Here is a 7,712-nt window from a genome sequence, read left to right on the forward strand (position 1 = left end):
GCACCGGCCGCAGCAAGATCATCAAGTTCGCCGGCTGCTATCACGGGCACGTGGACGCGTTGCTGGCCGACGCGGGCTCGGGCGTGGCCACCCTCGGCCTGCCCACCTCGCCCGGCGTGACCGGCGCGCAGGCCGCCGACACCATCGTGCTGCCCTACAACGACGCCGAGGCCGTGGCGGCCGCCTTCGAGGCCCACCCCGGCGAGATCGCCTGTGTCATCACCGAGGCCGCCGCGGGCAACATGGGCGCGGTGCCGCCGCTGCCCGGCTTCAACGCCACGCTGCGCGAGCTCACCACCGAGCACGGCGCGCTGCTGATCATGGACGAGGTGATGACCGGCTTCCGGGTCAGCCGCTCCGGCTGGTACGGCCGCGAGGGCGTCGCCGGCGATCTCTACACCTTCGGCAAGGTCATGAGCGGCGGCCTGCCCGCGGCGGCGTTCGGCGGACGCGCGGAGTTCATGAACCAGCTGGCCCCGCTCGGGCCGGTCTACCAGGCGGGCACCCTCTCGGGTAACCCGGTGGCCGTCGCCGCGGGCCTGGCCACGCTGCGCGCCGCCGACGACGCGGTCTACGCCGCGCTCGACCGCAACGCCGAGCGCCTCGGCGCGCTGCTCGGCGAGGCGCTCGACGCGGCCGGGGTCGAGCATCAGGTGCAGTTCGCGGGCAATATGGTGAGCGTGTTCTTCGCCGATCGACCGGTGACCGACTACGCCACCGCCAAGGCCAGCCAGACCTGGCGTTTCCCCGCCTTCTTCCACGCGCTGCTCGACGGCGGCGTGTACGCGCCGCCCAGCGCGTTCGAGGCGTGGTTCGTCTCCGCGGCGCTCGACGAGGACGCATTCGACCGTATCGCCGCCGCCCTGCCCGCCGCCGCTCGCGCGGCCGCGGCCGCCACCCCCGAAGGAATCCGCGCGTGAGTTCCGACCACGACACCCCAGGCGCCGACCAGACCGCCGAGCCGCTCGACGACGAGATCGAGACCATCGTCCACGTGCTGCGCCACGGCGAGGTGCACAACCCCAAGGGCATCCTCTACGGCCGCCTGCCCGGCTTCTCGCTGTCGGTGGCAGGCCGCGCCCAGGCCGCCGCCGTCGCGCGCACCCTGGCCGACCACGACATCGCCGCCGTCATCGCCTCCCCGCTGCAGCGGGCGCAGGAGACCGCGGCCCCCATCGCCGAACAGCACGGCCTGACGGTGCGCACCGACGAGAACCTGATCGAGGCGGGCAACACCTTCGAGGGGCTGCGCGTGTCGGTCGGCGACGGCGCGCTGCGCAAGCCACGGCACTGGTGGAAGCTGCGCGACCCGTTCACCCCTTCCTGGGGCGAGCCCTACCTGCAGATCGCGCACCGCATGCTGGCCGCGGTCAACAAGGCGCGGGTGGAGGCGGCCGGCCACGAGGCCGTGCTGGTCTCGCACCAGCTGCCGGTGTGGACGCTGCGCCGTTTCCTGCAGGGCCAGCGCCTGTGGCACGACCCGCGCAGCCGCCAGTGCTCGCTGGCCTCGCTGACCTCGCTGGTCTACCGCGGCGACACCCTCGTCGACATCGTCTACTCCGAGCCCGCCGGCCAGTCGGATCCCTCGGTGCACGGCGCATGACGCGTTCCGTGCCGGTTGCCGCGCACCGGTCCGCGCCGGGCCGGGCGGCGGGCCGGGTGCTCGCGGCCCTGCTGGCCTGCGTTGCGCTGGCCGCCGCGCTGGTGGGCTGCTCGACCGGCACCGACGCGGTCGCCCAGGGGGGCACCTTCCAGTTCGTCTCCCCTGGCGGCAGGACCGACATCTTCTACGATCCGCCCGCCGAGCGCGGCACCATCGGCGAGCTGTCCGGCCCCGACCTGATGAACGAGGGCGAGACCATCTCGGTGGCCGACTTCGAGGGGCAGGTCGTGGTGTTGAACCTGTGGGGCCAGTGGTGCGGCCCGTGCCGGGCCGAGGTGCCCGCGCTGGAGAAGGTCTACGAGGCCACCAAGGACTCCGGGGTCGCCTTCCTCGGCATCAACGTGCGTGACCCCCAGCGCGACAAGGCGCAGGATTTCGTCACCGCCAACCAGGTCGGCTACCCGTCGATCTACGACCCGCCGATGCGCACCCTGCTCGCGCTCGGCGGCAACTTCCCGACCAGCGTCATCCCCACGACCCTGGTGCTCGACCGGCAGCACCGGGTGGCGGCGGTGTTCCTGCGCACCCTGCTCGCCTCGGACCTGCAACCGATCGTGGAGCGCGTCGCCGCGGAGGACGCGGCATGACGATCGATGTGCTCGCCGCGGTGGGGGACACCTTCCAGCAGACCGCGGCCACCGGACCGCTGCTGCTCGCGCTCGGCGCCTGCCTGCTGGCCGGGCTGGTGTCCTTCGCCTCGCCGTGCGTGGTTCCGCTTGTACCCGGCTACCTGTCCTATCTGGCCGGGCTGGTCGGCGCGGAGGCCCCGCCGGTGACCCCCGACGAGGCCGCCCGCGCCCGTACCGCCACCGCCACCCGCCGTGGTTCGGCCAAGCTGCGGGTCGCCGGCGCCGCCGGACTGTTCGTCGCCGGATTCACCGTGGTCTTCGTGCTGGCCACCGCCACCGTCTTCGGCGTCATCCAGACCCTCAACGTCAACCGGGAACTGCTGCAACGGGTCGGCGGCGTGGTCACCATCGTCATGGGCCTGGCCTTCCTCGGCCTGATCCCGGCGCTGCAACGCGACACCAGGATGCAACCGCGCAGGCTGACCAGCCTGATCGGCGCACCGTTGCTCGGCGGCGTCTTCGCCCTCGGCTGGACGCCCTGCCTCGGCCCCACCCTGTCCGGGGTGATGGCGGTGGCCGCGGGCACCGAGGGCGCCACCGCCGCGCGCGGCGTCGCGCGGGTCGTCGCCTACTGCCTCGGTCTCGGTCTGCCCTTCGTGGTGCTGGCCTTCGGCTCGGCGGGCGCGCTGCGCGGGGTCGGCTGGCTGCGCCGCAACTCCAGGAACATCCAGATCGCGGGCGGCCTGCTGCTCGTCGCGGTCGGCGTCGCCCTGGTCACCGGCGCGTGGGATGTCTTCGTGGCCTGGGTGCGCGACGTCTTCGTCTCCGAGGTGACCCTGCCGATATGACCGTGACCGACGAGCGTCCTGACTCCGTGCCGAACACCCCGCCGCGCCAGTCGGGGCCGGGCCGCGCCCTGGCGCTGGTGCGCAACACCTGGCGCGGGCTGACCAGCATGCGCACCGCGCTGGTGTTGCTGTTCCTGCTGGCGCTGGCGGCCATCCCCGGCGCGCTGCTGCCCCAGCGCAGTCTGAACGAGCAGAAGGTCGAGCAGTACATCGCCGACCGGCCCACCCTCGGCCCGTGGATGGACCGCGCCGAGCTGTTCGACGTGTTCGGCAGCTTCTGGTTCACCGCCGTCTACGTGCTGCTGTTCATCTCGCTGGTCGGTTGCATCCTGCCGCGCACGGTGGACCACTACCGGGCGATGCGCACCCCGCCGGTGCGGGCGCCGCGCAATCTGGCCAGGCTGCCGCACCATTACGAGGGCGGGTCCGAGCACACGCCGGAGCGGGTGGTCGAGCACGCGAAGGCCGGGCTGCGCGGCTGGCGCACCGAGATCCGCACCGGTGCCGGCCGCGAGGGCGAGATCACCGTCTCGGCGGAGAAGGGCTACCTGCGCGAGTTCGGCAACCTGGTCTTCCATCTGGCGCTGGTCGGGCTGCTGGCCTCGATCGCGATCGGCAAGCTGTTCGGCTACGAGGGCAGCGTGATCGTCATCGCCGACGACGGGCCGGGCTTCTGCACCACCTCGCCCGCGGTCTACGACTCGTTCCGGGCGGGCAATGTCAACGACGGCACCGGCATGACCCCGATCTGCGTGCGGGTGAAGAACTTCCGCGCCGACTATCTCGACACCGGTCAGGCCGAGATGTTCACCTCCGACATCGCCTACCAGGCGGGCGAGGATCTCGAGACCGGCACCTGGCGCGACACCACGCTGCGCGTCAACCACCCGCTGCGTGTCGCGGGCGACCGGGTCTACCTGCAGGGCCACGGCTACGCCCCCACCTTCACCGTCACCTTCCCGGACGGGCGGACCAGGACCGAGACCATCCAGTGGGCGCCCACCGACGCGCGCACCTTCCTGTCCACCGGCGTGCTGCGCATCGACCCGCCCGGCGACCTCTACGCCACCGACGAGGAGCGGCGCGGCAACCAGATCGCGATCGAGGGCCTGTTCGCCCCGACCGCCTCGCTGCACGGCAGCCTGCTGACCTCGGTCTTCCCGCGCATGGACGATCCGGCCGTCGCGGTGGACATCTATCGCGGCGACACCGGCCTGGACACCGGACGCCCGCAGTCGCTGTTCGCGCTGGACCAGGAGCTGGTCCGGCAGGGCAGGCTGACCAAGGAGGCCAGGGTCAACCTGCGTCCCAGTGAGTCGGCCACCCTGTCCAACGGCGCCGTGGTCACCTTCGACGGGGCGAAGGAATTCGTGAACCTGCAGGTCTCGCACGATCCGGCCCAGCAGTGGGTGCTGGTGAGCGCGCTGACCATGATGGCGGGCCTGCTGGTCTCGCTGCTGGTCAGGCGCCGCCGGATCTGGATCCGGGTGTACCCGGCCGCCGATCGGCCCGGTACCGTGGTTCAACGACGTACCGTAGTAGAGATGGGCGGCCTGGCCAGGACCGACCACGCGGGCTGGGGCGACGAGTTCGACCGCCTGCGCGTGCGGCTGCTCGACACGGACACCACAACGGCTCGCGCCGGAGCCGACAGCACGGGAGATTGACGATGCCGATCGACGAGACCCTCGCCCAGTACAGCGACCTGTCGTTCAAGACGGCACTGGTCGTGTACACGCTGGTGCTCGGGATGCTGATCTGGCAGTTCGCCTCGGTGCAGGTGCGCAAGAGCGAGGCGCGCGAACTGGTCACCGCCGGTGGCGGCTCGCGGCGTCCCGAGGACACCGTCGCGGTGCCGGGCAAGGTGGTCGAGGAACCGGCCAAGCCGCTGTCCGAGCGACTGGGCAACATGGCCGTCGCGACCCTGGTCGTCGCCTTCGCCCTGCACCTGGCCTCGATCGTGCTGCGCGGCTTCGCCACCGACCGGTTCCCGCTGGGCAACATGTACGAGTTCGTCTCGATGGCGTGCGCGGCGGCGGTGCTGATCTCCTTCTGGCTGTTGCGCGAACAACGCCACCGCGCCACCTGGGTGTTCGTGCTGGTGCCGATGCTGATCCTGCTGTTCCTGGCAGGCACCGTCCTCTACGCCGACGCCGCCCCGGTCGTGCCCGCGCTGCGTTCGTTCTGGCTGCCCCTGCACGTGACCATCGTCAGCGTCGGCAGCGGCATCTTCCTGGTGTCCGGTGTGGCCAGCCTGCTGTTCCTCTTCCGCCTGCGTCAGCCCGAGGGCCAGGAGTCCGGCAACCTGCTCGGCGTCATCGCCCGCCGCCTGCCCGACGCCCGCTCCCTCGACCGTCTGGCCTACCGCACCACCCTGATCGGTTTCCCGCTCTTCGGCGCGGGCGTCATCCTCGGCGCCATCTGGGCCGAGGCGGCCTGGGGCCGCTTCTGGGGCTGGGACCCCAAGGAGACCTGCTCGTTCATCGCCTGGGTGCTCTACGCCGCCTACCTGCATGCCCGCGCCACGTCGGGCTGGCGCGACACCAAGGCGGCCTGGATCAACGTCGCCGCCTTCGTGGCGATGCTGTTCAACCTGTTCATCATCAACATCGTCATCAGCGGCCTGCACAGCTACGCGGGCCTGACCTGATCGGTTCGACGCCGGCGTCGGGCCGGGGCCCGGGCGCGACGCGGGCCGGCGCCGACGGTCAGCCGCGCCAGACGCCGGTGGCGTGGAACTCCTCGAGGATCGCCGTCGGCCCGGCCAGATCCCAGCCCTGGGCGGCCACCCATTCGTCGTCGTAGTAGGTGCTCGCGTAGCGGTCGCCGCCGTCGCAGAGCACGGTGACCACGCTGCCGCTGCGGCCCCGCTCCAGCATCTCGCCGATCAGGTGGAACACGCCCCACAGATTCGTGCCGGTGGAGCCGCCGATCCGCCTGCCGAGCACCCGGCTGCCGTAGCGCATGGCCGCGATGGAGGCGGCGTCGGGCACCTCGATCATCCGGTCGACCACCTGGCCGACGAAGGACGGTTCCACCCGTGGCCTGCCGATGCCCTCGATGCGGGAGGGCATGCCGGTCTGGTAGCCGGCGTCGCCGGTCTCGTAGCCGCCGTAGAAGGCGGAGTTCTCCGGGTCGACCACGGCCAGACGGGTGGCGTGGCGGCGGTAGCGGATGTAGCGGCCGATGGTGGCGCTGGTGCCGCCGGTGCCCGCGCCCATGACGATCCATTCCGGCACCGGGTGGGTCTCCAGGCGCATCTGGGTGTAGATGCTCTCGGCGATGTTGTTGTTGCCGCGCCAGTCGGTGGCCCGTTCGGCGTGGGTGAACTGGTCCATGTAGTGCCCGCCGCACTCGGCGGCCAGCCGCGCCGCCTCGGTGTACATCTCCGGCGGCCGGTCGACGAAATGGCAGCGGCCGCCCTGGGCCTCGATCAGGGCGATCTTGCGCGGTGAGGTCTTCGACGGCATGACGGCCACGAAGTCGAGGCCGAGCAGCTTGGCGAAGTAGGCCTCGCTCACCGCCGTGGAGCCCGAGGAGGCCTCGACCACCGTGGTGCCCTCGGTGATCCAGCCGTTGCAGATGCCGTAGAGGAACAGCGAGCGCGCCAGCCGGTGCTTGAGACTGCCGGTGATATGGGTGGATTCGTCCTTGAGATAGAGCTGGATGTTCCACTCGGGCGGCAGCGGATAGCGCAGCAGGTGGGTGTCGGCGCTGCGCTGGGCGTCGGCGTCGATGAGCCGGACGGCCTCGTCAACCCACGCGCGCGAGGCGCTGCGATCGCAGTACTTCACCGCATGCCCCGCTACGCCCGTCCGTCGCCCTCGGATTCGCCGCGCAGCCGCGCCCGCAGCTGCTCCTTGTCCTGTCTGCGCTTGGCGTCCACCGCCGCGATGTTGGCGTTGACCTTCGCGCGCAGGCCCTTGAACAGCGTCAGCGACAGCGGCATGGCGATGAGCAGGGCGAACAGCACGGCGACGATCAGCGGCACGGCCACGCCGACCAGTGCGCCGCCGCCCATGATGACGGCGGTGATCGCGGCGACCAGGGCCAGCCGCGCCAGGGTGTAGAGCCCCAGGTTGACGGCCAGGCTGCGGCCCGGCCGCGGGTTCGATCCGGTCGATTCGCTCACCCCCTCAGGGTAGGCGACCCGGTTCACCGGCCCGACGCGCCCTTGCCGGACGAACATCCGTTTTGTCCATTACTTCGCCTTTACCCGCTGTAGGTGATTCGAGTACCTAGGGGTTCGGGTGCGACGATGGCGCCAGTTGATGAGGGACTGTCGAAGAACGGAGAGGTTTGCTATGAGTGCGATCACCGTCGGCGGCCAGGACACCTTGCTGACCCCCGGGCAAGTCGCGGCCCTGTTCCACGTCGATCCCAAGACGGTCACCCGCTGGGCGCACGCGGGTCGTCTCGGATCGCTGCGCACTCCCGGCGGACATCGTCGCTTCCGCGAGTCCGAGGTCATGCAGCTGCTCGCATCGCTGACCACCGAAGCCAAAACGGAGCACTGACCGGCCGCCGGAGGCCGTTTCCCGAGTGGTGGGGGGGGGGGGGGGGGGGGGCGCCGGGGGGCCCGCCCCGCGCGGGGGGGGGGGCCGGGGGGGGGAGAGTATAGAAGGACGAGGG

General features: G+C 71.4%; 9 protein-coding genes. 7 read left to right on the forward strand and 2 right to left on the reverse strand.

Going from position 1 to position 7,712, the window contains the following annotated elements; genetic code table 11:
• From QH283_RS12660 to ccsB, 6 genes are all read left to right on the forward strand, one after another.
• The coding region (locus QH283_RS12660; RefSeq protein WP_280503198.1) for a glutamate-1-semialdehyde 2,1-aminomutase at positions 1 to 920 on the forward strand (920 nt) is incomplete at its 5' end.
• 56 nt (positions 921 to 976) lie between these two features.
• Complete coding sequence (locus QH283_RS12665; protein ID WP_280503206.1) at positions 977 to 1,603, forward strand: histidine phosphatase family protein; 627 nt, start codon at positions 977 to 979, stop codon at positions 1,601 to 1,603.
• On the forward strand, positions 1,600 to 2,250 hold the full coding sequence (locus QH283_RS12670; protein WP_280503199.1) for a TlpA disulfide reductase family protein: 651 nt from the start codon (positions 1,600 to 1,602) through the stop codon (positions 2,248 to 2,250). Before QH283_RS12665 ends, QH283_RS12670 begins: the two co-directional genes overlap by 4 nt.
• On the forward strand, positions 2,247 to 3,080 hold the full coding sequence (locus QH283_RS12675) for a cytochrome c biogenesis CcdA family protein (protein WP_280503200.1): 834 nt from the start codon (positions 2,247 to 2,249) through the stop codon (positions 3,078 to 3,080). The genes QH283_RS12670 and QH283_RS12675 overlap by 4 nt, the downstream gene beginning before the upstream one ends.
• Entirely contained in the window at positions 3,077 to 4,747 is a 1,671-nt protein-coding gene (gene resB / locus QH283_RS12680) for a cytochrome c biogenesis protein ResB (protein ID WP_280503201.1), read from the forward strand. The genes QH283_RS12675 and resB overlap by 4 nt, the downstream gene beginning before the upstream one ends.
• Positions 4,748 to 4,749: 2 nt before the next feature.
• The gene (gene ccsB / locus QH283_RS12685) at positions 4,750 to 5,730 is read left to right on the forward strand and encodes a c-type cytochrome biogenesis protein CcsB (RefSeq protein WP_280503202.1); all 981 of its coding nucleotides are present in this window, start codon (positions 4,750 to 4,752) and stop codon (positions 5,728 to 5,730) included.
• A 58-nt stretch (positions 5,731 to 5,788) separates the two neighbouring features.
• Here ccsB and QH283_RS12690 read toward each other — a convergent pair whose 3' ends face one another.
• Together QH283_RS12690 and QH283_RS12695 are read right to left on the reverse strand one after the other, a co-directional pair.
• A complete protein-coding gene (locus tag QH283_RS12690; RefSeq protein ID WP_280503203.1) occupies positions 5,789 to 6,874 on the reverse strand; it encodes a PLP-dependent cysteine synthase family protein in 1,086 nt (361 codons plus the stop codon).
• An 11-nt stretch (positions 6,875 to 6,885) separates the two neighbouring features.
• A complete protein-coding gene (locus QH283_RS12695; protein ID WP_414689574.1) occupies positions 6,886 to 7,170 on the reverse strand; it encodes a DUF4229 domain-containing protein in 285 nt (94 codons plus the stop codon).
• A 214-nt stretch (positions 7,171 to 7,384) separates the two neighbouring features.
• Here QH283_RS12695 and QH283_RS12700 point away from each other — a divergent pair, with 214 nt between their 5' ends.
• Positions 7,385 to 7,597 carry a BldC family transcriptional regulator gene (locus QH283_RS12700; protein ID WP_280503205.1) on the forward strand — a complete coding sequence of 71 codons (213 nt, stop codon included), beginning with the start codon at positions 7,385 to 7,387 and terminating at the stop codon, positions 7,595 to 7,597.
• Positions 7,598 to 7,712: the final 115 nt, after the last annotated feature.

The sequence above is a fragment of the Nocardia farcinica genome, from assembly GCF_029867845.1.
In the GTDB taxonomy this organism is placed as follows: Bacteria; Actinomycetota; Actinomycetes; order Mycobacteriales; family Mycobacteriaceae; genus Nocardia; species Nocardia farcinica_A.